This window comes from Stutzerimonas stutzeri (genome assembly GCF_000590475.1).
Taxonomy (GTDB): domain Bacteria; phylum Pseudomonadota; class Gammaproteobacteria; order Pseudomonadales; family Pseudomonadaceae; genus Stutzerimonas; species Stutzerimonas stutzeri_D.
Genome location: NZ_CP007441.1, coordinates 1,933,729 through 1,956,304 on the forward strand (window position 1 = coordinate 1,933,729; position 22,576 = coordinate 1,956,304).

Here is a 22,576-nt window from a genome sequence, read left to right on the forward strand (position 1 = left end):
AAAGCTATGTTGAACCGTGAGCTCGAAGTCACTCTGAATTTGGCGTTCAAGGAGGCTCGTACCAAGCGTCATGAATTCATGACGGTCGAGCATCTTCTGTTAGCGCTGCTGGACAATGAAGCCGCCGCAACGGTCTTGCGGGCCTGCGGCGCCGGTCTCGATAAATTGCGGCACGATCTGCAAGAATTCATCGATTCCACCACACCGCTGATTCCCCAGCACGACGAAGAGCGTGAGACCCAGCCAACTTTGGGCTTTCAGCGCGTGCTCCAGCGTGCTGTTTTTCATGTGCAAAGCTCGGGCAAGCGCGAAGTCACTGGTGCGAATGTCCTGGTTGCAATCTTCAGTGAGCAGGAAAGCCAGGCGGTATTTTTACTCAAACAGCAGAACATCGCCCGGATCGATGTCGTCAATTACATCGCCCACGGAATTTCAAAGGTCCCGGGCAATAGCGGTAATCCGGAAGGCGATTCGGAAATGCAGGACGAGGAGGGTGGCGAGTCTGCTACCTCGGGTAACCCGCTCGACGCCTATGCGAGCAACCTCAACGATCTGGCTCGTCAGGGTCGTATAGATCCATTGGTCGGCCGAGAGCACGAGGTCGAACGAGTCGCTCAGATCCTGGCTCGTCGGCGCAAGAATAATCCGTTATTGGTTGGTGAGGCCGGGGTTGGCAAGACCGCTATTGCCGAGGGGCTGGCCAAGCGCATCGTCGACAATCAAGTGCCGGACCTGCTTGCCAGCAGTGTCGTCTATTCGCTCGATCTAGGCGCCTTACTGGCCGGTACGAAGTATCGCGGCGATTTCGAAAAACGCTTCAAGGCTCTGTTGAACGAGCTTCGCAAGCGGCCTCAGGCTGTCCTTTTCATTGACGAAATCCATACGATTATTGGCGCTGGTGCGGCGTCCGGCGGCGTAATGGATGCTTCAAATTTGCTTAAGCCACTCCTGTCGTCGGGAGAGATTCGCTGTATCGGGTCGACCACGTTCCAGGAATTTCGTGGGATCTTCGAAAAGGACCGGGCCCTGGCCCGACGCTTCCAGAAAGTTGACGTTTCCGAGCCATCCGTTGAAGACACCATCGGTATTTTGCGTGGCCTGAAAGGGCGCTTCGAGCAGCATCATGGTATCGAATACAGTGATGAATCGCTCCGTGCAGCTGCTGAGCTGGCTTCGCGCTACATCAATGATCGGCACATGCCGGACAAGGCGATAGATGTCATCGACGAGGCGGGAGCGTTCCAGCGTCTGCAGCCCGAGGACAAGCGCGCCGCTCGGATCGATGTCGAGCAGGTTGAAGACATCGTTGCCAAGATTGCGCGGATTCCGCCTAAGCATGTCAGCACCTCTGACAAGGAATTGCTGCGCAATCTGCAGCGCGACTTGAAACTGACAGTCTTCGGCCAGGACGATGCGATCGATTCGTTGGCTACGGCTATCAAACTGTCCCGGGCGGGGCTGAAGGCACCCGATAAGCCTGTAGGATCGTTCCTTTTTGCAGGCCCTACCGGTGTCGGCAAGACGGAAGCGGCGCGTCAATTGGCGAGGGCTCTGGGTATCGATCTGGTGCGCTTCGATATGTCCGAGTACATGGAGCGTCATACCGTGTCGCGTTTGATCGGTGCGCCGCCTGGCTATGTAGGCTTCGATCAGGGTGGCTTGTTAACCGAGGCGATCACCAAACAACCGCATTGCGTGCTGCTGCTCGACGAGATCGAGAAGGCGCATCCGGAAGTGTTCAATCTGCTATTGCAGGTGATGGATCACGGGACGTTGACCGACAACAACGGCCGCAAGGCAGATTTCCGTAACGTCATTTTGATCATGACCACCAATGCGGGCGCCGAAACTGCTGCCCGTGCTTCGATTGGTTTCACCCATCAGGATCATGCATCGGACGCGATGGAAGTGATCAAGAAGAGCTTCACGCCGGAGTTCCGTAACCGCCTGGATACCATCATCCAGTTCGGCCGTCTGAGTCACGAAGTCATCAAGAGCATTGTCGATAAGTTTCTCATTGAGTTGCAGGCACAGCTCGAGGATAAGCATGTCACGCTTGAGGTGTCGGATGCGGCGCGTGGCTGGCTGGCTGAGCGTGGCTATGATCCTCAGATGGGCGCGCGGCCGATGGCTCGTTTGATTCAGGATAAAATCAAGCGTCCGCTGGCTGAGGAGATTCTCTTTGGCGAATTGGCTGAGCATGGAGGTGTGGTGCACATCGACATTCGTGATGGCGAGCCGTTCTTCGACTTCGAGACCTCGGCCGAGTTGGCTTAGAGCCTGTCACTGTGTTTAAACAGAAGCGCCCGGCATTGCCGGGCGTTTTCGTTTGGTCGTCGTTGCGATGGCAACGGCTTTAGCCGGCGGTGCGCATGCAAAGCGTTCGGCCAGATCCGGATTCGGTAATCCGGTAGAAACAAAAAGCCCGGTCGATACCGGGCATTCATTCTCGCGACCTGTTAGCGGGCGCGGTAGGTGATGCGACCTTTGCTCAGGTCGTACGGCGTCAGTTCTACGCGAACCTTGTCGCCGGTAAGAATCCGGATGTAGTTCTTGCGCATCTTTCCGGAGATGTGCGCAGTAACGACGTGCCCATTTTCCAACTCCACACGAAACATGGTGTTGGGCAGGGTGTCGACGACAGTACCTTCCATTTCGAAGCTGTCTTCTTTCGACATTCAGTAGAGCCCTCGGTGTTCAATGATTGACCCGGTGCGAAGAATGCCCGGGTAAAAGCGGCAAGTATTGTGCCTGAAAGGGCTCCGAGAGCCAAGGCCTCAGCTCAGAGTTATCCAGCGCTGGTTAACCAGCAGTTCGATAGGGCGGTATTCGGTCTTGTAACTCATTTTGCGGCAGTTCTTGATCCAGTAGCCCAGATAAATCGCCTTCAGCCCGAGTCGTGCCGCTTCGCCGACCTGCCAGAGAATGGCGAAACGGCCAAGGCTCCGGCGTTCCTCGCTGGGGTCGTAGAAGGTGTAGACCGCAGACAAGCCGTTAGGCAGCACATCGGTCACCGCCAGAGCGAGCAGGCGACCATTCAGACGGAACTCGTAGAAGCGGGAGAAGGGCAGGTCGCGGACAAGGAAGGTATGGAACTGATCTCGGCTCGGTGGGTACATGTCGCCGTCAGCGTGGCGCTGCTCGATATAGCTGGCATAGAGCGAGTAATACTCTTCAGTGAACGAAGGCCGAACATCGGTAACGATCAGATCCGCGTTGCGCTTGAGAATACGTCTCTGCTGACGATTGAGCTCTAGCCCTTCGGCGGGTATGCGTGCGGGGATGCAGGCGGTGCAACGTTGGCAGTGCGGCCGATAGAGATGGTCGCCGCTGCGACGGAAACCCATTTCGGACAATTCTGCATACACCTGTACGTCCATCGGCTGGCTAGGGTCGAGGAATAGCGTGGTGGCCTGTTCGTCGGGCAGGTAACTGCACGCATGAGGCTGTGTGGCATAGAACTTGAGACGAGCCAGTGAAGTCATGGTCAGCTCTCGGAAATCTTGAAGTCAGTGTAGGTCAGCTTGGCTTCGTGGACTAGGTCTCCCATCGGGCTGAACTGGGTTCGTCCAGATATTTGGCGAGCGTTTCGGCGAAGGTTTGGCGGGCTATGGTTCGCGCCCCGAAACTGGCCAGGTGTTGAGTCGGCATCTGGCAGTCAATCAATTTGAATCTCCAGTCTCGGAGACGTTCCACTAGTGCCACGAATCCTGCCTTAGATGCATCGGTTGTGCGACTGAACATCGATTCGCCGAAGAATAGTCGACCCATGGCGAGACCATAGAGGCCGCCGACCAGCCGTTCGTCTTGCCAGACTTCTACCGAGTGCGCGATGCCGACGTGATGCAGCTTTAGGTAGGCTTCCTGCATCGGTGTTGTGATCCAGGTTCCATCGGCATATCTACGTGGGCCTGCGCAGCCTTCGATTACGTCCTGGAATGCTCGATCGAAGGTGATGTCAAATTTCCCCTGGCGCAATTTCTTCCTCAGGCTGCGTGAGACATGCAGCTCCTCGGGATACAGAACCGTGCGTGGGTCAGGCGACCACCAGAGCAGCGGTTGGCCGTCCTGATACCAGGGGAAGCAACCATGCCGGTAGGCTGCCAGCAAGCGCTCGGGCGACAGGTCGCCTCCTGCGGCGAGTAGCCCGTTGGGTTCGCGCATGGCCTTTTCTAGCGGGGGAAACGACAGGTCGTCGCGCTGCAGCCAGGTCAGCATATCGATACGTCACGAAGGGCGGATATGGGTGTCCGCCCTGAAGGAGGGTTACTGATCCAGATACTTTTCGGCATCGAGTGCGGCCATGCAGCCTGCTCCGGCAGACGTAATCGCCTGACGATACACATGATCGGCCACGTCGCCTGCTGCGAATACGCCCGAAATGGTCGTGCAGGTGGCGTCGCCCTCGCTGCCGCCCTTGATCTTGAGGTAGCCGTCTTTCATTTCTAGCTGACCTGCGAATAGATCGGTGTTGGGCTTATGGCCGATAGCAATGAACACTCCTGACAGGTCGAGCTTCTGTTCTTCGCCCGATAGGGTGTTCTTCAAGCGCACGCCAGTGACGCCGCTGGCATCACCAAGTACTTCCTCCAAGGTGTGATTCCAATGCAGGCGAATATTGCCGTTGGTCGCTTTTTCCATAATCTTGTCCTGCAAGATTTTCTCAGAGCGCAGCTTGTCGCGACGATGGATCAGATGCACTTCCTTGGCGATGTTGGACAAATAGAGCGCTTCCTCGACCGCCGTGTTGCCGCCTCCGATCACCGCAACCACTTGGTTGCGGTAGAAGAAGCCATCGCAGGTAGCGCAAGCTGATACGCCGCGTCCGGCAAATGCCTCCTCTGAAGGAAGGCCGAGATATTGGGCCGAAGCCCCTGTAGCGATGATCAGCGCATCGCAGCTGTAGGTCGCGCTGTCGCCTTTGAGGACGAAGGGGCGCTGCTGCAGTTCGGCGGTATGGATGTGGTCGAAGATCACTTCGGTATCGAAGCGCTCCGCGTGTTTTTGCATCCGCTCCATCAGTGCCGGGCCGGTAAGGCCTTCGACGTCGCCGGGCCAGTTATCCACTTCGGTGGTGGTTGTGAGCTGGCCGCCGGGTTGGATGCCGGTAATCATGACCGGCTTCAAGTTGGCGCGGGCAGCGTATACCGCGGCGGTATAACCGGCCGGGCCCGAGCCGAGGATGATCAGACGTGAATGCTTGACTTCATTCATAAAAAGCCCTCATAAGCCTTTGTTGCTAATAGAGAAGCGTGCTCCAGTCGAGCCGCGCTGAAAAAACTGGCGGTTATGCTACACCGAAGCATCGCGAAAAGCCCAAGCCGGCGCGGAACCGGCATGCCATCGAATCGACAAACCCGTACAATGTCCAATTACCTGGCTGAATACGGTTCATAGAGCGCGCCCCGGGCGCAGGAAAAAAAGCGTTTTGAAGAATACCTCCTCTACCGCGCCGGCTTCCGTCTGGCGACAGCAATTGCATTACCGTCTTAAAGAGGGCGCTTTGATTGCGCTCGGCGCGTTGTGCGCATACCTCTGGATGGCATTGCTCACGTACGATCCGGCCGACCCCGGATGGACTCATACCAGTAACGTCCAGCAAGTCCAGAACGCCGCCGGCCGCGCCGGGGCCTGGTTCGCCGATGTGCTGTTCATGGCGCTCGGTTATTTTGCGTTCCTGTTTCCGTTGCTGCTGGGGATCAAGACCTGGCAAGTGTTTCGCGCGCGCCACCAGCCCTGGAGCTGGAACGGCTGGCTGTTCTCCTGGCGGTTGATCGGGCTCGTATTCCTGATTCTTTCCGGCTCCGCGCTGGCTTATATCCATTTCCAGTTCGCCAATAATCTGCCTGCGTCGGCGGGCGGGGCATTGGGCGAAAGTCTCGGGCAGCTCGCCGAGGCGGCGCTCAACGTTCAAGGCAGCACCTTATTGTTGCTGGCTTTCTTCCTGTTCGGTCTGACGGTGTTTACCGATCTGTCCTGGTTTAAGGTAATGGACCTGACCGGCAAGATCACGCTCGACCTGATCGAGCTGATTCAAAGTCTCTTCACCCGATGGTGGACCGCACGAAACGAGCGCAAGCAGGTTGTGGCGCAGCTGCGCGAAGTCGATGACGTGGTCAACGAGGTGGCCGGCTCACTTTCGGATCGCCGCGAGCGCGCCAAGGTGAAGGAGCGCCTGCTCGAGCGAGAAGAGTCGCTGAGTAAGCATATGACCGAACGCGATAAGCGTCCGGCGCTGATGATTCCGCCGCCCGCCCCACCCAAGCCGGTCGAACAGAGCAAGCGAGTATTAAAGGAAAAACAGGCCAACCTGTTTGTCGACCCGCTGATCGAAGGCAGCGTGCCGCCGCTGTCGCTGCTGGACGTCGCTGAGAAGCAGCAAAAACAGTACTCGCCCGAATCGCTGGAAGCCATGTCGCGGCTGCTGGAGATTAAACTGAAGGAGTTCGGCGTCGAAGTCATAGTCGAGTCGGTGCATCCAGGCCCGGTCATCACTCGCTTCGAGATCCAGCCGGCCGCTGGCGTCAAGGTCAGCCGCATATCAAACCTTGCCAAGGACCTGGCGCGCTCTCTGGCCGTGATCAGCGTCCGTGTGGTCGAGGTGATTCCCGGCAAGACGACTGTCGGCATCGAGATCCCTAACGAAGACCGTCAAATTGTGCGGTTCTCGGAAGTGCTGTCATCCGCTCCCTATGATGATGCCAAGTCGCCAGTCACCATTGCACTCGGCCACGATATCGGTGGTAAGCCGGTAATTGCCGACCTGGCGAAAATGCCCCACCTGCTGGTTGCAGGTACGACCGGTTCGGGTAAATCGGTCGGTGTGAACGCGATGATCCTGTCGATCCTGTTCAAGTCAACGCCGGAAGACGCGCGGCTGATCATGATCGACCCGAAGATGCTCGAACTGTCTATCTACGAAGGTATTCCGCATCTTCTATGCCCGGTTGTGACCGACATGAAGGAGGCCGCCAACGCGCTGCGCTGGAGCGTGGCCGAGATGGAGCGGCGCTACAAACTGATGGCGGCCATGGGTGTACGTAACCTGGCGGGCTTCAACCGCAAGGTGAAGGATGCAGAGGAGGCGGGTACACCGCTGACCGATCCGCTCTACCGTCGCGAAAGCATGGAAGACGAGGCGCCCCTGTTACACAAGCTGCCCACCATCGTAGTCGTGGTCGACGAATTTGCCGATATGATGATGATCGTCGGCAAGAAGGTCGAAGAGCTGATTGCGCGTATTGCGCAGAAGGCCCGCGCCGCTGGCATTCACCTGATCCTCGCGACCCAGCGTCCCTCGGTGGACGTCATTACCGGCCTGATCAAGGCCAACATTCCAACTCGCATGGCCTTCCAGGTTTCCAGCAAGATCGACTCGCGCACCATTCTCGACCAGGGCGGTGCCGAACAATTACTTGGTCACGGCGACATGCTTTACCTGCCTCCGGGTACCGGTCTGCCGATTCGCGTCCACGGTGCATTTGTTTCCGATGAAGAGGTGCACCGTGTTGTCGAGGCCTGGAAGGCTCGTGGTGCGCCTGACTACATCGAAGAGATTCTTGTCGGCGTGGAAGATTCCGGCAGCGGCTTCGATGGTGGCGGAGGCGAGGGCGGCAGCGGTGATGACAGTGAAGATGATCCGCTCTACGACGAGGCCGTACGCTTCGTCACCGAAAGTCGCCGAGCATCGATATCCGCCGTGCAGCGCAAGCTCAAGATCGGCTACAACCGCGCCGCGCGGATGATCGAAGCCATGGAAATGGCCGGCGTAGTGACCTCAATGAATACCAACGGCTCGCGCGAAGTGCTCGCGCCGCCTCCTACCCGCGACTAGATCGCCGAGGGCTCCATGCAGTTGATTCGTGCGTTGTTTGCATCCGCTCTGCTGTTAACACTGGTTCCGGCCCAGGCCGACCAGGCCGCTTCCGTGCAGCGCCTGACCGGTCTGCTGCAGAAGGCTGAAACCCTGACCGGACGTTTTTCCCAGCTGTCGCTTGACGGCAGCGGTACCCAGCTCCAGGAAACGTCCGGCGAGATGGCGCTTAAGCGGCCGGGTCAGTTCCGCTGGCACACCGATGAGCCGATGGAGCAGTTGTTGATTTCCAATGGCAAGAAAGTCTGGCTGTACGATCCGGATCTCGAACAGGTAACCATCCAGACGCTTGATCAACGCCTGACCCATACGCCGGCACTGTTGCTTTCGGGCGACGTCTCGGCCATCAGCGAAAACTTCGACGTCTCGCATCAGGAAGCGGGCGAGGTGGTGGATTTCACGTTGAAGCCCAAGGCCAAGGACACCTTGTTCGACACCCTGCGCTTGTCATTTCGCGGCAACGTAATCAATGACATGCAGATGGTCGACGGTGTCGGTCAGCGCACCAATATTCTGTTTCAGGGTGTCAGGCTGAACCAACCGCTGAAGGCCGACCAGTTCACCTTCGAGATTCCCGAGGGAACCGACGTCATTTCCGAGTGATCTGCGTCGGTACGTTCGTTAACCGATACGGCCTGCGTTCCTGCAGGCCGTTCGCATAAGAGGTTCCCGTCCGCGATGGACCTGTTCAGCCGCGAACCAGTCGCTCAACCGCTAGCTGCACGTTTGCGCGCCGCCAGCCTGGACGAGTACGTCGGGCAGGAGCATCTGCTGGCGCGCGGCAAGCCGTTGCGTGAGGCGCTGGAGCAGGGCGCGCTGCATTCAATGGTGTTCTGGGGACCACCGGGTGTCGGCAAGACGACCCTGGCGCGGCTGCTGGCCAAGGTGTCCGACGCGCATTTTGAAACCGTCTCGGCGGTGTTGGCCGGCGTCAAAGAGATTCGACAGGCGGTGGAAATTGCCAAGCAGCAGGCGGCCCAGTATGGACGGCGCACCATTCTGTTCGTTGACGAGGTGCATCGCTTCAACAAGTCTCAGCAGGACGCGTTCCTGCCCTACGTCGAAGATGGCACGCTGATTTTCATCGGTGCGACCACCGAAAACCCTTCCTTCGAGCTGAACAATGCGCTGTTGTCCCGTGCACGGGTCTACGTGCTCAAAAGCCTCGACGAAGCTGCGTTGCGCAGGCTGGTTGCGCGCGCGCTAACGGAACCCAAAGGCCTGGGCGACCTGCGCCTGAGCCTGCCGGACGAGAGTTTTCAAATTCTCATGGCGGCAGCTGATGGCGACGGTCGGCGGCTGCTGAACCTCCTGGAGAACGCCTCGGATCTGGCTGAAGAGGGTGGCGAGATCAGCGTCGAGCTGCTTCAAGACTTGTTGGGCGACACGCGTCGACGTTTCGATAAGGGCGGCGAAGCCTTCTACGACCAGATATCGGCGCTGCACAAGTCCGTTCGCGGATCGAATCCGGACGCCTCGTTGTACTGGTTTGCCCGAATGATCGATGGTGGTTGCGATCCGCTGTATATCGCCCGGCGCGTGGTGCGCATGGCCAGTGAAGAGGTTGGTAACGCTGATCCGCGGGCATTGAGCTTGTGCTTATCGGCCTGGGATGTTCAGGAGCGGCTCGGCAGTCCCGAGGGCGAACTGGCGGTCGCGCAGGCCATCGTCTATCTGGCCTGCGCGCCCAAGAGCAACGCCGTTTACAGTGCCTTCAATGCGGCGATGCGGGACGTGCGCGAGAGCGGGTCGCAGGAAGTCCCGTTGCACCTGCGCAATGCGCCGACCCGACTGATGAAAGAGCTGGGCTACGGCAACGAATATCGCTATGCCCACGATGAGCCGGATGCCTATGCGGCCGGCGAGGATTATTTCCCGGACGCGGTGGCGCCACGCCAGTACTATCAACCGGTACCACGAGGGCTGGAAAGCAAGATTCGCGACAAGCTCGAGCATTTGGCACGCCTTGATCGAGAAAGCCCGCGGCAACGGAGGAAGACATGATTCGGATGGTGCTCGCCGTGGTGGCGGGTGGCGTGCTCGGGACGCTGATCCGCTTCGGCGTCGCGACTTGGGTGTCGGCGAACTGGCCTCGACATTTCTATCTGGCGACGCTGGGGGTCAACCTGCTTGGCTGCCTGCTGATTGGTTACCTGTATGCGTTCTTTCTGGCACGACCGGAAATCTCTCCCGAACTGCGCGGTGGTCTCATCATCGGCTTTCTTGGAGCGCTGACGACCTTCTCCAGCTTCTCGCTTGATGGCCTGCGCCTGCTTGAGAGTGGGCAGCTCGCAACCACCTTTGGCTATGTCGGGATAAGCGTACTCGGCGGGCTGCTGGCGGCCTGGGCCGGGCTCACGCTTGGCAGGTTATGAACCTGGGCTGGATCACGTAAACTTCGCTTCCTCTTTGCCTTTCCTCAAAGCTTTCACAGACGAGACCCACCATGCTTGATTCGAAACTGGTACGCACGCAGCTGCAGGACGTCGCCAATCGCTTGGCCACCCGTGGCTACCAGCTGGACGTGGCGCGTATCGAGGCGCTGGAAGCACAGCGCAAAACCGTGCAGACCCGCACCGAGCAACTGCAAGCCGAGCGCAACGCTCGCTCCAAGTCTATTGGCCAGGCCAAGCAGCGTGGCGAGGACATCGCGCCATTGCTCGCGGAAGTGGACCGCATGGGCTCTGAACTGGACGCCGGCAAGGTCGAGCTGGAGGGTATTCAGGTCGAGTTGGACCAACTGATGCTGAGCCTGCCGAACTTGCCCCACGAGTCGGTCCCGGTGGGCAAGGACGAAGACGACAACGTCGAAGTGCGCCGCTGGGGCACGCCGAAGGCATTCGAGTTCGAGGTTAAGGATCACGTGGCCCTGGGCGAGCAGCATGGCTGGCTCGACTTCGAAACCGCCGCCAAGCTGTCGGGTGCTCGCTTTGCCCTGATGCGCGGGCCGATTGCTCGCCTGCATCGCGCACTGGCGCAATTCATGCTCGATCTGCACACGCGCGAACACGGTTATGAAGAGGCGTATACACCCTATCTGGTTCAGGCCCCCGCGCTGCAAGGCACTGGCCAGTTGCCGAAATTTGAGGAGGATCTATTCAAGATCAGCCGTGAGAGCGAGGCTGACCTCTATCTGATCCCGACCGCGGAGGTGTCGCTGACTAACATCGTCGCCGGTGAGATTCTCGATGCCAAGCAGCTGCCGTTGAAGTTCGTCGCGCATACACCCTGTTTCCGCAGCGAAGCCGGTGCATCTGGCCGCGATACACGGGGCATGATTCGCCAACATCAATTCGACAAAGTCGAGATGGTGCAGATCGTCGAACCGAGCCAATCGTTCGAGGCGCTTGAAAGCCTTACCGGCAACGCGGAGAAGGTCTTGCAGCTTTTGGGGCTGCCGTACCGCGTGCTTGCGCTGTGCACCGGCGACATGGGCTTCGGTGCGACCAAGACCTACGACCTGGAGGTCTGGGTCCCTAGCCAGGACAAGTACCGTGAGATTTCCTCCTGCTCCAACTGCGGCGATTTCCAGGCACGGCGCATGCAGGCGCGCTTCCGTAATCCTGAAACCGGCAAGCCCGAGTTGGTGCATACGCTCAATGGCTCGGGTCTGGCGGTAGGACGCACACTGGTCGCGGTGCTGGAGAACTATCAGCAGGCGGACGGCAGCATTCAAGTCCCCGATGTCTTGAAGCCTTACATGAGCGGTATCGAGGTCATCGGCTAAGGCGCTTCGGCGGCGCGCGTCGCTGCTTGAAGCAGGAAATCGGCGCGGTCTTGCCGCTCCACAGGCTGGTACTCGGCACTATCCTGATTTCTTGATTGCCGACAAGGGCCGTCTCCCGCGCAATGGCTGAGATGGCCCAACTTTCTTTACCAGGACTCGCTGATGGATTTTCTGCCGCTGTTTCACAATCTCAAAGGTCGCGCGGTGCTGGTCATCGGTGGCGGCGAGATCGCCTTGCGCAAGGCGCGCCTGTTATCCGAGGCCGGTGCGGTACTGCGTGTCGTGGCGCCCGAGATTGAACCGCAGTTGACTGACTTGGTTGAGCGGAGCGGTGGTCATTCGTTTCTACGCGGTTATATCCGCGACGACCTCGCCGGCTGTGTGCTTGCGATCGCCGCCACCGATGACGAGCCGTTGAATGCACAGGTGTCGCACGATGCCAAAGCGCTCGGCATCCCGGTCAATGTGGTGGATTCGCCCGATCTGTGTACGGTCATCTTTCCCGCGATCGTCGATCGCTCTCCACTGATGATCGCAGTGTCCAGCGGCGGTGATGCCCCGGTTCTGGCGCGTCTGATGCGGGCGCGAATCGAGACCTGGGTGCCTGCCGTGTACGGGCAGTTGGCTGGTCTGGCGAGAAAATTTCGCAGTCAGGTCAAGGCTGCATTGCCGAATGTGCAGCAACGGCGGGTGTTCTGGGAAGAAGTCTTCCAAGGCACCATTGCCGAGCGGGCAATGGCGGGACAGCCGCACGAGGCCGAGCGACTGCTGGAGGAAAAGCTCTCCGGCGCAGCGCCCAAAAGCCTCGGCGAGGTGTATTTGGTCGGCGCGGGTCCTGGCGACCCGGATCTACTGACATTTCGTGCGCTGCGGTTGATGCAGCAAGCCGACGTTGTGCTCTATGACCGCTTGGTCGCGCCGGCCATCCTCGATTTGTGTCGCCGCGATGCCGATCGGATCTACGTCGGCAAACAGCGTGCGGAGCACGCCGTCCCCCAGGAGCAGATCAACCAATTGCTGGTGACGCTGGCCCGGCAGGGCAAGCGAGTGTTGCGCCTGAAGGGCGGCGATCCCTTCATTTTCGGTCGTGGCGGGGAGGAGATCGAAGAGCTGGCGGCTCACGGCATTCCGTTCCAGGTCGTTCCCGGTATCACGGCCGCCAGTGGTTGTGCCGCCTACGCCGGTATCCCCCTGACCCACCGTGACCATGCGCAGTCAGTGCGTTTCGTCACTGGCCATTTGAAGGACGGCAGCTGCGATCTGCCCTGGCCGGAACTGGTGGCGCCCAGCCAGACCTTGGTGTTCTACATGGGCTTGGTTGGTTTGCCGGTGATCTGCGAGCAATTAATTGTCCATGGGCGCGCTGCCGATACGCCCGTTGCTTTGATCCAGCAGGGCACTACCAGCCATCAGCGTGTGTTTACCGGCACGCTTGGCAATCTGGCCGCTCGGGTCGCAAGCGAGCGCGTTCAAGCGCCGACGCTAATCATCGTCGGCGAGGTGGTGCAGCTTCGAGAAAAGCTCGCCTGGTTTGAAGGGGCCGGCACCGCATCCGAATAGACGCGGCGCTCGTGCGCCACGAATCCAGAGCAGATGCTGCGGCTGCGGCTGCGCGCTGTGCTCAGCGCGACCAGATGCCCTTGCCTGGCAACCGGTCGCGATCATGCGCACGGTCCAGTGCCAGCTGGGGGCCCTTGGGGATGATGCCGTTGGCGTTGATATGGCGGTGGCTCGCGTAGTAGTGGCTCTTGATGTGAACGAAATCGACGGTTTCGGCGATTCCGGGCCATTGATACAGTTCGCGCAGCCAGTTCGACAGGTTCGGGTAGTCCTCGATCCGCCGCAGATTACATTTGAAATGCCCGTGGTAGACGGCGTCAAAGCGAACAATTGTGGTGAATAGGCGCCAGTCCGCTTCGGTCAGGTATTCGCCGGTCAGGTAGCGCCGTTCGCGGAGGCGTTGCTCGAGCCAGTCGAGTTCGTTGAACAGCTCATCGAATGCGGTTTCGTAGGCTTTCTGCGTGGAGGCGAATCCGGCGCGATAAACCCCATTATTGACGCGCGGATAAATCCGCTCGTTGAGCATGTCGATCTCGGCGCGCAGCGGTTCTGGACAGAGGTCCAGTGTCGATCCGGTCAACTCGTCGAAGGCACTATTAAAAATGCGGATCAGCTCGGCGGACTCATTATTGACGATGCGTTGCTGCTGGCGGTCCCAGAGCACCGGTACGGTGACTCGGCCGGTGTAGTTTTTGTCATCACTGGTGTAGCGCTGATGCAAGTATTGCAAGCCATCCAGCGCGTCACCGGAGGACCCGGTGTGTTTGTCGAAAGTCCAGCCGTGCTCGGCCATTAACCAACTGACGACCAACACATCGATCAACTGATCGAGCTGCTTGAGTTTGCGATAGATCAGGGTGCGATGGGCCCAGGGGCAGGCGAGCGAAACGTAGAGGTGGTAGCGCCCGGCTTCAGCCTTTACTGCTGATTGACCCTTCGGACCTGGTGAGCCATCCGCAGTGACCCAGTCGCGTCGTTGCGCCTGTTCTCGCTGGAATTCACCGTCACGGCTGTTTTCGTACCAGCGGTCCTGCCACTGTCCATCGACCAAGAGCCCCATGTTCTGCCTCCTCATATTTCAGATTAGGGGTCAGTCTAGGGAGGATAGTTCGATGGATGGATCACAATCCCCGTCTAAAGGCATCGCTCAGACCGATAGATTGCGTCGTTCCCAGTACTGTCGCGCCTGGATAAATGCGGCCTCGCGCGATTGACCGAGCCCGCGTAGGGCCAGAGCCATCGTCGCCGCCACCGCCAGTTCGCCATAGGCATCTTCGGCCTCGCCCCGCCAGACGGCGAGTAAATGCTGCGGATCGAGTTGCGCCGGCTTGACATGACGTTGTGGGGAAAGCGCCGGCCAGTCCTCATCCCAAGACTCGCTCGCTCGAGTGCCGTACAGGTGCGCAACGCCGTCCGGATTGACCTCGATCTCGCCGCCTTCGCCCTTGATGACGATGGCCGTGTCGCCGAGCAAACGGCTGGCTTCACGATGATTGGCCTGATAACCGGGGTGGAAAATACTCTGCAGGCCGCAACGGGCGCCGAGCGGATTGAGAATGCGCGCCAGCGAGTGGATTGGCGAGCGCAGCCCGAGAATGTTGCGTTGGTCGATCATCCGTTGCAGCCCAGGCATCCAGGCACCGAGCGGCGCGAACGCGAGATTGTCCCGGTCCAGAGTGGCACTGACACTGTTCCAGTTATCGCAATGGGTGATTTCAAGCAGGTCGAGCAGCTGCTCGCTATACATCCGTCCAGCGGTATGGGCACCGCCACCATGCATGAGGATGCGAACACCGTTGCGCGCCAGGCACTTGGCTGCGAGCAGGTACCAAGGCAGGTGACGTTTCTTGCCGGCATAGGTCGGCCAGTCGAAATCCACTTCGATTGCAGGTGCGTGCAAACGCTCGCGCACGGCCTCGGTGAAGCCGGCAAGCTCTTCGGCGCTTTCTTCCTTGTGCCGCAGTAGCATCAGAAAAGCGCCGAGCTGAGTATCCTCGACCTTTCCGTCGAGCAGCATGCCCATGGCTTCGCGCGCCTCTTCTCGAGTGAGGTCGCGGGCGCCGCGCTTGCCCTTGCCCAAGATCCGGACGAAGACGGCGAAGGGGTGTTCGGGAGGCGTGACGAGGTTCATATGCAATTGCTCGGTTTCGGCAATCCCGCCAGTTTTGCGGCGAGCTTGGCGGGGGTACCTTTGAATAGACGGTTCAGGTGCATGCTGTTGCCTTTGTCTGGACCGAGTTTCAGCGCGGTGTACTTGATCAATGGGCGCGTTGCTGGGGACAGCTGAAACTCTCGGTAGAACTCGCGCAGCAGGTGCAGAATTTCCCAATGTTCGGTTTCAAGGCTGAGGCCTTCAGCCTCGGCCAGTGCTTCGGCGACGGGCTCGCTCCAGTCCTCGAGATTGGCCAGGAAACCCTCGTGGTCCACAGCAATGCCCATGCCGTTGACGTTCAACGCGCTCATAACCAGGCGTTCGTCCGTGCGTACCGGCAGCAGAGCTCGACGAAGGCCGGGTAGTCGACCTGCTGCAAGCGCTCAGGCAGATTTACGAGGCCTCGGGCGGCAATGTCTTCCTTCAGCGCGAACAAGGCGATGCCGTCTGGCAACAATTCCAGCGCCTGGCGTTGGGCAGTCGCTGCCTGCAAGGCATAGACCGCGTCGCCGCTCAGCAACAGGGCGTCGCCAGCTCCGAGAAGGTGCAGACAGCTGACCAGGCGGCCGTCGGCAAAGGGCGAGTGGGAAAGCAGATGCAAGGTGCTCATCAAAGGGTGATCACGTGGTCGTAGCGGTTGATAAGGGCACCGAGCGCGGCATCGTCGAGAACCTCGACCGGGAGCGACAATGCGGTCCCGTCAAGGCCGCGCTCGTCCAGGCTGCGTTTGGCTACGAACAGCGAATCGACACCGAACATCGGAAGCGCCTGCAAGTTGGCCGTCAAGTCTTTCTGCTGAAGGTGCGTTGCCTGCTGCCCGGGGGCTAGCTGGAACACGCCGTCATCGAGAAAAAGAAGCCCAAGCGGAAGCTCGAAGGCGCCACCGGCCAGCACGATGTCCAACGCCTCGCGAGCCGTGAGGCCGGACCAAGGCGATTGGCGGGTAATGATCAGCATCGAACGGGCCATCAATGGCCTCCGAAGCAGACGAGGCGGTCAGCATGCTGGCTGGCTTCATGGAGCTGCCCTAAGCCAGACAGCTCCCAGCCAGCTGCGAGATTCGCCGCAGGGCGTAGATACCGCTTGGCTTCTTGTTCATCCAGCACGCCGCGGCGTAAACCGGCGGCGATGCAAACCACCCCATCGAGTTTATGGGTACTGACGAAGCGGGCCCAGTGGGCCGCAATATCTTCCTCGTCCTGAGCCGTTACCAGATTGGCTGACGCGCTGTGAACGCCGTCCTGGTAAAGAAACAGCCGAACAATCTCGTGTCCACCCGCCAGCACGGCCTCCGCGAAGCGCAATGCGCGCCGCGAAGCGGGGGAGTGGGCGGGGGAGAACAGGGCGATAACGAATTTCATGATGCACCGTTGAATTGCTGGAGGACATGATACGCCAGCCACAGAAACGAAAAAGCCCGCCGAAGCGGGCTTGATCGGTTGGCTGGCTATCAGTCGTCGCCACCCATGATGCCCATCAGCTGCAGCAGGCTGATGAACAGGTTGTACAGCGAAACGTACAGGCCGATGGTAGCCATAATGTAGTTGCGCTCGCCGCCGTGGATGATCGCGCTGGTCTGGAAGAGAATGCAGACTGAGGAAAACAGCACGAAGCCTGCGCTGATTGCGAGTTGCAGGCCACTGATCTGGAAGAAGAAGCTAGCGACCATCGCGCCCAGCAGGACGAAGAAGCCTGCGGTGATGAAGCCGCTGAGGAAGCTCATGTCCTTGCGGGTGATCAGCACGAACGCTGATAGGCCAAAGAATACCAGGGCTGTCATCGATAACGCCGATGCGATCAGCTGACCGCCATTGGCGGTGCCCAGGTACATGTTGAGAATCGGACCGAGCGTATAACCCATGAAGCCGGTCAGCGCGAAGGTAGAGACCAGGCCCCATGCGGAGTTGCGGAGCTTGACGGTCAGGAAGAACAAGCCGTAGAAGCCGACCAGCACCACGAAGATGTTCGGGTAGGCCGCGTTGGCCTGCATCGCCATATAGGCGACAAAAGCGCTGAAGGCCAAGGTGATGGCGAGGAGGCCATAAGTGTTGCGCAGAACGCGACTGACTTCCTTCTGTTCAACCTGCGTATGCGTAGATGCGTATTGTTGCCTAAGCATGGCGACACTCCTGTAAATGTATTCAGCCTGGGGTGAATTGCTTCGGATCATAGCAGAGCTTTTGTTTCATCCTAACAACAGAGTTTGACAGTGTGTTTCGTTCCGGTACTATTGCGCCCGCTCACTGCGGAGGAGTGGCAGAGCGGTTGAATGCAACGGTCTTGAAAACCGTCGAAGGGGAAACTCTTCCGTGAGTTCGAATCTCACCTCCTCCGCCACATCGCAAGCTGAGGGCCCCGCATTCCGGGGCCTTCAGCGTTTCTGGGATAGGGAAACGCGGGTGTGAGCGTTCCCATATTGCTCCCAAAAGAACGAGTGCGGCAGCACGGCTAGCCCGCCCCAGAGGCTAAAGCCGCGATTTCGCTTGACCCTAAAAAGCGTGAAATTTTGGTAAGTTCGTTTCAGATTCGCCGAAAAGCCGCTTTCAGCATCAAAAGTTGGTTCCCGCCAGACCTAGCATGGCGTTTGAAATGAGACCTCGATGACCGGTTCGGGCTGGACCGGTGAAAAGCGGGTAGCACGAAGAACTGCACCGGTAAACAAATAGCTGACTGTGCTTATCCTCAAGCGGGGTGGCCTACTTAGAATGCTCGGTCCCAATCCCGCTCGGGCTTAATCATGCGCCGCTTTCCTCTGCTGCTCGTCGGCGCTTTCCTCGCGCTCTATTTGATCTGGGGCTCAACCTACTTCGTGATCAAACTGGGTGTGCAGGCTTGGCCACCGATGCTGCTGGCCGGGTTGCGGTTTGTCATCGCCGGAAGCCTGATGTTCACCTGGCTGCGTTGGCGCGGTGTGCCGATGCCGACAGCGAAGGAGTGGCGGGCATGCGCGATCGTGGGTGTGCTGTTGCTGAGTTGCGGTAACGGGGGCGTGACGATCGCAGAACATCTCGGCGTGGCCTCGGCGGTAGCGGCATTGGCGATTGCGACCGTGCCGCTGTTCGCTTTGCTGTTCGGGCTGATCTGGCGGCAGCGGACCACAACGCTGGAATGGTGCGGCATCCTGCTTGGGCTGATCGGTATCGGCCTGCTCAATCTCGGCCACAACCTGCAGGCGAGCCCGCTGGGTGCGGTGCTGGTATTGCTCGCGGCAGCCAGTTGGGCGTTCGGTTCGATGTGGAGCCGTCATCTCAGCCTGCCGGCCGGCGCTATGGCCAGCGCGGCACAGATGCTCATTGGCGGCGCGGTACTGTTGTTTGGCAGCGTTGCCAGCGGCGAGCGCCTGCAGCAAATGCCCGACATCGCCGGCTGGCTCGCGCTTGCCTATCTGACCCTGCTCGGCTCCATCGTCGCGTTCAGCGCCTATCTCTATCTGCTCAAGCATGTGCGACCCGCCGCGGCCACCAGCTACGCGTATGTCAATCCGGTGGTCGCCGTGCTGCTGGGGGTAACGTTCGCCGGGGAACGGATCGGTACCGAGGAGTGGCTCGCAATGACAGTCATCGTATCTGCCGTGGTGCTGATCGGTTTGCCCCAATGGCGTAGATCCGCAGTTCCCGCCGTTACCAAGTCGGTCTGAGTCGCGAAACCCGCTCCGGTCCGCTAGGGTTGTATGATGAGTTCCGCTTTGCCGAGATCAAAACCCTTCGGTCAGCGGTCATAATCCCGTTGAACGGCGCAGACGCTTGTTCTTGGCGCTCTCAAGGTGCCGCCGAGCGGCCCGCGATCATTCAATTCGCGTTTCATCACATCGACAGGCGAACCGATGCCCGCTGCGAAAACACCTGCTGCAAACGACACCTTGTTCATCCTGTCGCTGGTGGTCTTCAACTTTATATCGTTTATCTCCATCGGCATTCCACTGGCATCACTGCCGGGATACGTCCACGAAAACCTCGGGTTCAGCACCGCCGTTGCGGGCATCGTTATCGGTGCGCAATACCTGACCACCTTGCTTTGCCGACCGCTCGCCGGGCGGCTGGCCGATGAACGCGGTGCGAAGAAGACCGTCTTGATCGGCATGGCGTCCGGCCTGGCCAGCGGTCTGTTGCTGCTGATCTCGGCGCTGTTGGAATCCTGGCCGATGGCGGGCATCAGCGTAATGTTGATGAGCCGGTTGATTCTTGGCTTCGCACAGAGCCTTATCGGTATCTCTGCGATCACCTGGGGGATCAGCCGCCTGGGACCGGAAAGCACTGCGCGGATGATTTCCTGGAACGGCGTCGCCGCTTATGGTGGGGTGGGTATCGGCGCGCCGCTGGGCGTGTTTCTGGAACAATCGCTGGGGTTGTGGAGCCTGGGCGTGGTGACCATGCTGCTGGCGGCAACTGGATTGGCGCTGGCCTGGCGACGGGGTGATGCTCCGCTCAACCCTGGCGAGCGCTTACCGTTCGGCAAGGTACTGTGGAAAGTCGCTCCGCCTGGTCTCAGCCTGTCATTGGCCACCATCGGCTACGGTACATTGACCGCCTTCATTGCCCTGTACTACAGCTCGCGCGGCTGGGAAGGCGCCGCCTGGTGCCTGACGGCGTTTGCCTTTGCCTTTATCGGAACCCGCTTGCTGTTCCCCAACCTGATCAACCGTGTCGGCGGCTATTCGGTTGCGATGGTCTGCCTGGTGGTGGAGATACTCGGGCTGACGATGCTCTGGCTTGCCGAGGCGCCGGGCATGGCCCTGGCCGGTTCGGCGCTGACCGGATGCGGCCTGTCCTTGCTCTACCCGGCGTTGGGCGTGGGTGTGGTTTCTCGCGTCGGGGCCGTCAACCGCAGCTCGGGACTCAGCGTTTTCGCTATGTTCTTCGATCTGGCCCTGGGTCTTTCGGGTGCCATCATGGGCGCACTGGCCGTCTATATCGGAATGCAGAATATTTTCCTCGGCGCGGCGGCCATCGCCGTGGCTGGTCTTGCGATTGTCTGGGGATTGCTCAAGCAGGAGCGCAAGGCCGAAGGATGACCGGCGCAATGCCGGCAACTTCGTCAGACGCAGAGGATCGCTACTAACGCCTTGCCCACGGCTGGCGGGGACCGGAGGCTGATCCGTGCGGTGCACGCTATTTGACCCGGCGGCATCAAGTTGAGCGCCACCTGCCGCAAGCGAGCCCACCATCGCGAATCGGAAAGGGATGCTGACGTTAAATGCAAAAGCAACTACTGGGCAGGCTGAGGGCATCGCAGAGCCCTGCATCCGCTACTACATAGTTTGCAGAGCGCTTTTGTAACGCAGCGAATGCCGTGCTGGTTACCTTCCCGCCGCACACATGCCAAGGTCTAAAGATGCACGTCGCGCCAGCGCTGCGGCGCTCGGCCGATAGCTGCCCTTGCCACGCTGGAGTTGCTTCCAGAGTTCCAGCGGCTGCTTAGCGCTGAGGTCCGATTGTTTCACCAAGTCTTCCAGGGTTTTGCTGCTCATGTGGCCTCCAATAGCTCGATCGAGTGGTTGGTGGTCTTGAAGAAGTCGCGTCCTTGCGCCAGCCGTCGCGGCTTTCCATGGGCTGAGATTGCCCGGAATGAGTTACAGCTTGTTGACAGGGGTTCAGATTCCGCCTGGCGGATGAACGGTCAGCCTGAGGGGAGGCTGCCGCCTGCGCTTGATTAATCAAACCAGGCGAATCGTCATAGGGATGCAAGCGTCGCCAGGCCTGAAATTACCGTCTCGTTGCTATTGAAGTGCAATCATTTGAATAACGGGTATATATATAAAGGAGCCACGGATTCGCTTAATGTTTCGGTTAACCGTTCATCGTCAAGCTCGAATCGTTTTCGAACTCTCACCCGTTTGTTGTTTTCGGAGATAGTGAGGCGGTTGTAATGCAGTCGCCATTGTTCATTAGTACCATCCATATAACTGGAGAAATCTCATGTCGAATGATAAGAGCGGAAATCCGGGCAACTTTGCAAATGATCGCGAGAAGGCTTCCGAAGCTGGGCAAAAGGGCGGCCACAATAGCGGCGGCAATTTTGCCAACGATCCGCAGCGTGCTTCTGAAGCCGGCCAGAAGGGCGGTCAGAACAGTGGCGGCAACTTCGCAAACGATCGCGAAAAGGCTTCCGAGGCCGGTCAGAAAGGTGGCCAAAACAGCGGTGGCAATTTTGCCAATGACCGCGAGAAGGCTTCCGAAGCCGGTAAGAAGGGCGGCGAGAACAGCCACGGCGGTGGCCGTAAGTCCTAAGACGTTATTGCTTTGCTAATAACGTAGGCGGGTATAAGCGGAACCTGTATATCAGGTTCCGCTTTTTTTATGTTTGCTTTTTAATGTTAACGAATTATCAATTGGGTAAGCACTGCAATTAACTTGATTTATCACGCTAATCGCTGAGTCTGTTTTCATAGGAATTTATAAATAACTTCAAAATAGCGCGTGAGCGAATTTACTCTCCACGCTCTAAACAGTGCGCAGCAATTGTGCTGCACGGGTGGGTTGTGACGGCGGTCAGGCTTACCGGCAATCTGGCCTGGTTTCGGCTGGCTTCGTGAGCCGCTTTTTGAGCGCTGAACTCATCGGGCCCGCTGGGGCCGAAATAGATGGATACAAAAACAGAAGTAGGACATGGCTCAGATTTTTCCCCGTTCGGCTGACATGTGGCTGCGTCTGGCCTTGCTCATCCTGTTCGGCGGGCTGGCTGGGCTATTCGTGGCGCTCGTTGTGCTTGACCGCTCGGACTACAACAGCGGCAAGGGCTGGGTGGTGCGCCAACCGGTACCTTTCAGCCACGAACATCATGCTGGCGCGCTGAAGATCGATTGCCGGTATTGCCATGACAGCGTTGAAGCTAGTGCAGTGGCAGGGCTGCCACCGACTGATACCTGCATGAGCTGTCATTCTCAGGTATGGACGGGGGCCGAGATGCTGGCACCGGTGCGCCAGAGCTTGGTGCAGCAGAAGCCCTTGCGCTGGAATCGAGTCGCCGAGCTGCCCGACTACGTCTACTTCCAGCACAACGTTCACGTCAACGCCGGGGTCGGTTGCGAAACCTGCCATGGCCAGGTCGACACCATGCCGCTTATGTATCGAGCAGAAACTTTCACCATGAGCTGGTGCCTGGACTGCCATCAGGACCCCGCGCCCCGATTACGACCGCGCGAAGCGGTGACCACCATGGGGTGGACGACCAAGCACGACCGTCGCGCCGTAGGCGATAAATTGATCGAGGAGTATCACATCGACACCGAAAACCTGACCCACTGTTATATCTGTCACAGGTAGCC

General features: G+C 59.1%; 23 protein-coding genes and 1 tRNA gene. 12 read left to right on the forward strand and 12 right to left on the reverse strand.

Annotated features, from left to right (window positions below; translation table 11 throughout):
• Positions 1-6 precede the first annotated feature (6 nt).
• Positions 7-2,277 carry an ATP-dependent Clp protease ATP-binding subunit ClpA gene (gene clpA / locus CH92_RS09040; protein WP_025241456.1) on the forward strand — a complete coding sequence of 757 codons (2,271 nt, stop codon included), beginning with the start codon at positions 7-9 and terminating at the stop codon, positions 2,275-2,277.
• Positions 2,278-2,459: 182 nt separating this feature from the next.
• On the opposite strand, the gene infA is transcribed toward clpA, so the two are convergent.
• From infA to trxB, 4 genes are all read right to left on the reverse strand, one after another.
• Positions 2,460-2,678, reverse strand: a complete 219-nt coding sequence (infA, locus tag CH92_RS09045) for a translation initiation factor IF-1 (RefSeq protein WP_002553999.1) — start codon at positions 2,676-2,678, stop codon at positions 2,460-2,462.
• A 99-nt stretch (positions 2,679-2,777) separates the two neighbouring features.
• Positions 2,778-3,485 carry an arginyltransferase gene (locus CH92_RS09050; protein ID WP_025241457.1) on the reverse strand — a complete coding sequence of 236 codons (708 nt, stop codon included), beginning with the start codon at positions 3,483-3,485 and terminating at the stop codon, positions 2,778-2,780.
• 52 nt (positions 3,486-3,537) lie between these two features.
• A complete protein-coding gene (gene aat / locus CH92_RS09055; RefSeq protein WP_025241458.1) occupies positions 3,538-4,218 on the reverse strand; it encodes a leucyl/phenylalanyl-tRNA--protein transferase in 681 nt (226 codons plus the stop codon).
• Positions 4,219-4,266: 48 nt separating this feature from the next.
• Positions 4,267-5,214, reverse strand: coding sequence for a thioredoxin-disulfide reductase (trxB, locus tag CH92_RS09060; RefSeq protein ID WP_025241459.1), 948 nt, complete (start codon positions 5,212-5,214; stop codon positions 4,267-4,269).
• Between the two features lie 214 nt (positions 5,215-5,428).
• Between trxB and ftsK the strand changes: the two genes are divergently transcribed.
• The 6 genes from ftsK (at position 5,429) to cysG (ending at position 13,160) form a co-directional block, all read left to right on the forward strand.
• Positions 5,429-7,834: a DNA translocase FtsK gene (gene ftsK, locus CH92_RS09065; RefSeq protein ID WP_025241460.1), complete on the forward strand. Its 2,406-nt coding sequence runs from the start codon at positions 5,429-5,431 to the stop codon at positions 7,832-7,834.
• A 15-nt stretch (positions 7,835-7,849) separates the two neighbouring features.
• Entirely contained in the window at positions 7,850-8,476 is a 627-nt protein-coding gene (gene lolA / locus CH92_RS09070) for an outer membrane lipoprotein chaperone LolA (RefSeq protein ID WP_025241461.1), read from the forward strand.
• A 75-nt stretch (positions 8,477-8,551) separates the two neighbouring features.
• A complete protein-coding gene (locus CH92_RS09075; RefSeq protein ID WP_025241462.1) occupies positions 8,552-9,877 on the forward strand; it encodes a replication-associated recombination protein A in 1,326 nt (441 codons plus the stop codon).
• Positions 9,874-10,248: a fluoride efflux transporter CrcB gene (gene crcB / locus CH92_RS09080; RefSeq protein WP_025241463.1), complete on the forward strand. Its 375-nt coding sequence runs from the start codon at positions 9,874-9,876 to the stop codon at positions 10,246-10,248. Before CH92_RS09075 ends, crcB begins: the two co-directional genes overlap by 4 nt.
• Before the next feature lie 71 nt (positions 10,249-10,319).
• Positions 10,320-11,600: a serine--tRNA ligase gene (gene serS / locus CH92_RS09085; RefSeq protein ID WP_025241464.1), complete on the forward strand. Its 1,281-nt coding sequence runs from the start codon at positions 10,320-10,322 to the stop codon at positions 11,598-11,600.
• 162 nt (positions 11,601-11,762) lie between these two features.
• Entirely contained in the window at positions 11,763-13,160 is a 1,398-nt protein-coding gene (cysG, locus tag CH92_RS09090) for a siroheme synthase CysG (protein ID WP_025241465.1), read from the forward strand.
• Positions 13,161-13,221: 61 nt separating this feature from the next.
• Here the strand turns inward: cysG and CH92_RS09095 are convergent, their stop codons facing one another.
• The 7 genes from CH92_RS09095 to CH92_RS09125 all read right to left on the reverse strand — a co-directional run bounded on the left by CH92_RS09095 (position 13,222) and on the right by CH92_RS09125 (position 17,431).
• A complete protein-coding gene (locus CH92_RS09095) occupies positions 13,222-14,220 on the reverse strand; it encodes a glutathione S-transferase family protein (RefSeq protein ID WP_025241466.1) in 999 nt (332 codons plus the stop codon).
• 87 nt (positions 14,221-14,307) lie between these two features.
• A complete protein-coding gene (locus tag CH92_RS09100; RefSeq protein WP_025241467.1) occupies positions 14,308-15,291 on the reverse strand; it encodes a glycosyl transferase family protein in 984 nt (327 codons plus the stop codon).
• Positions 15,288-15,623: a TusE/DsrC/DsvC family sulfur relay protein gene (locus CH92_RS09105; protein ID WP_025241468.1), complete on the reverse strand. Its 336-nt coding sequence runs from the start codon at positions 15,621-15,623 to the stop codon at positions 15,288-15,290. Before CH92_RS09105 ends, CH92_RS09100 begins: the two co-directional genes overlap by 4 nt.
• Complete coding sequence (tusB, locus tag CH92_RS09110; protein WP_025241469.1) at positions 15,620-15,922, reverse strand: sulfurtransferase complex subunit TusB; 303 nt, start codon at positions 15,920-15,922, stop codon at positions 15,620-15,622. The genes CH92_RS09105 and tusB overlap by 4 nt, the downstream gene beginning before the upstream one ends.
• Positions 15,922-16,281, reverse strand: coding sequence for a sulfurtransferase complex subunit TusC (gene tusC / locus CH92_RS09115; RefSeq protein WP_025241470.1), 360 nt, complete (start codon positions 16,279-16,281; stop codon positions 15,922-15,924). Before tusC ends, tusB begins: the two co-directional genes overlap by 1 nt.
• Positions 16,281-16,673, reverse strand: coding sequence for a sulfurtransferase complex subunit TusD (tusD, locus tag CH92_RS09120; RefSeq protein WP_025241471.1), 393 nt, complete (start codon positions 16,671-16,673; stop codon positions 16,281-16,283). Before tusD ends, tusC begins: the two co-directional genes overlap by 1 nt.
• Before the next feature lie 89 nt (positions 16,674-16,762).
• Positions 16,763-17,431: a Bax inhibitor-1/YccA family protein gene (locus tag CH92_RS09125; RefSeq protein WP_025241472.1), complete on the reverse strand. Its 669-nt coding sequence runs from the start codon at positions 17,429-17,431 to the stop codon at positions 16,763-16,765.
• A gap of 128 nt (positions 17,432-17,559) precedes the next feature.
• Between CH92_RS09125 and CH92_RS09130 the strand changes: the two genes are divergently transcribed.
• From CH92_RS09130 to CH92_RS09140, 3 genes are all read left to right on the forward strand, one after another.
• Positions 17,560-17,649: transfer RNA gene (locus CH92_RS09130), tRNA-Ser, on the forward strand.
• Between the two features lie 400 nt (positions 17,650-18,049).
• On the forward strand, positions 18,050-18,949 hold the full coding sequence (yedA, locus tag CH92_RS09135) for a drug/metabolite exporter YedA (RefSeq protein WP_025241473.1): 900 nt from the start codon (positions 18,050-18,052) through the stop codon (positions 18,947-18,949).
• A gap of 186 nt (positions 18,950-19,135) precedes the next feature.
• Positions 19,136-20,323, forward strand: coding sequence for an MFS transporter (locus tag CH92_RS09140; RefSeq protein WP_025241474.1), 1,188 nt, complete (start codon positions 19,136-19,138; stop codon positions 20,321-20,323).
• A gap of 285 nt (positions 20,324-20,608) precedes the next feature.
• On the opposite strand, the gene CH92_RS22020 is transcribed toward CH92_RS09140, so the two are convergent.
• A complete protein-coding gene (locus CH92_RS22020) occupies positions 20,609-20,779 on the reverse strand; it encodes a hypothetical protein (RefSeq protein ID WP_158491119.1) in 171 nt (56 codons plus the stop codon).
• A gap of 448 nt (positions 20,780-21,227) precedes the next feature.
• Between CH92_RS22020 and CH92_RS09145 the strand changes: the two genes are divergently transcribed.
• Together CH92_RS09145 and CH92_RS09150 are read left to right on the forward strand one after the other, a co-directional pair.
• Positions 21,228-21,539, forward strand: a complete 312-nt coding sequence (locus CH92_RS09145; RefSeq protein WP_025241475.1) for a general stress protein — start codon at positions 21,228-21,230, stop codon at positions 21,537-21,539.
• A 378-nt stretch (positions 21,540-21,917) separates the two neighbouring features.
• A complete protein-coding gene (locus CH92_RS09150) occupies positions 21,918-22,574 on the forward strand; it encodes a cytochrome c3 family protein (RefSeq protein ID WP_025241476.1) in 657 nt (218 codons plus the stop codon).
• The last annotated feature ends 2 nt before the right edge of the window (positions 22,575-22,576 follow it).